We start from the raw sequence: 1,323 nt of genomic DNA on the forward strand, positions 1-1,323 counted from the left end.
GCCATTAGCGCGCCACCAATCAGGATCGAACGACGCTGACCTAAGTAGTTGTCAGCAAGGTAGCCACCGAATTAAGGGGGGTAATGTACACCAAACCTGTGTAGGTGCCATAGAGGTCGAGGGCATCTTTGGTAGACCAGCCCAAACCGCCATTGATGGTGGTGTCGGTGAGGTATAAAACTAAAATTGCACGCATTGCGTAATAGGAAAAACGTTCCCAAAGTTCAGTACCGAACAAAAGGAAAAGGCCACGAGGATGACCAAAATATTGATGTTGGTTTGGCATAAGTTTGACTAATTCTAGTTATGAAATTTTTTATAGGCGAATACGTATACTCCTCGTTGTTTAAATACTCAAACATTTTTAAATGGCAGTAGATTGTTCGGTTTGTATTTAACCTTTTGTTATAAAGGGTTTTCCAATGTTTTGCTTGGGTGGTTTCTACGTGTTAGAAACTAATATTCCATTTTTGGTCCTGCGAATTAACGTTTAGCAAACAAAATGTATTGGTTTGTATGATTGCAACTCACGCGATTTCCTATAGTCTGGCGAAATGCTAGGATAAACAAAAATAGATGGCTAGTGATAAATGAAAAGTGGTATTTGCTGTATTGTAAGCGCGGAGAGCAGATCCGAGCGAAGCAACATTTAGAAAACCAAGGTGTTGAGTGTTTCTTACCCCACCATAGAAGTTGAAAAAATTTTGCGTGGGAACGCCAAACAAAGAGTGAGCCCTTATTTCCTTCCTACATTTTTGTTCGCTTCGATTTTGAAATAGGCCCTACGTTTACCACTGCTCGTTCAACCAGAGGTGTGGTGGATTTTGTGAAGTTTGGCGCGCAGCCAAAGAAGCTCCAAGGGATTTGATTTAGACTCAAGCTTTACTTGACAAGAGGGACATCAAAGTGCGTTGCAGGGAGTAATTTTGCCGAAACCGGGTGATTCGATCAAAGTGAAAAGCGGGCAGTTCGCGGGTATCGAGGCCATTTTCCAAGAACAAGATGGCGAAACACGTTCAATCATGCTGGTTAAAATGATTTCCCAGACCGTGCCAGTGAGCATTGAAAATAGCGACCTAGAACTGAAAGGATGAAGTGAGCGGTCAACAAACCTTAGTAAAGAAGGCACCTTGTGGGTGCCTTCTTTCGTTGTTGTTATCGTGAACGACGTATGGATTAATACGCTTCGTTATGCACTGCTTTCACTGCTCGACCTGACGGGTCAATACAGTTTTTAAAGGCTCGTCCCATTCAATACGCTTTTAGCAGACGAACAAGCCATGATGGACCTCCAGGGACACCACTCTGCCGCCGATGGCAGTG

Annotated in this window: 1 protein-coding gene and 2 pseudogenes; 2 read left to right on the forward strand and 1 reads right to left on the reverse strand. The window is 43.4% G+C overall.

All coding sequences use genetic code 11. The features are described 5' to 3' along the window. A pseudogene (locus tag CIK04_RS25440) lies at positions 1 to 286 on the reverse strand (dipeptide/tripeptide permease); the annotation flags it as partial. Positions 287 to 583: 297 nt separating this feature from the next. Here CIK04_RS25440 and CIK04_RS33895 point away from each other — a divergent pair. Together CIK04_RS33895 and CIK04_RS33900 are read left to right on the forward strand one after the other, a co-directional pair. Continuing rightward, positions 584 to 868, forward strand: a pseudogene (locus tag CIK04_RS33895) (transcription termination/antitermination NusG family protein). A gap of 58 nt (positions 869 to 926) precedes the next feature. Continuing rightward, positions 927 to 1,094 (forward strand): transcriptional regulator, encoded by a 168-nt coding sequence (locus tag CIK04_RS33900; RefSeq protein ID WP_325205819.1) that lies wholly within the window; start codon positions 927 to 929, stop codon positions 1,092 to 1,094. The last annotated feature ends 229 nt before the right edge of the window (positions 1,095 to 1,323 follow it).

The organism is Vibrio sp. 03_296 (assembly GCF_002265885.1).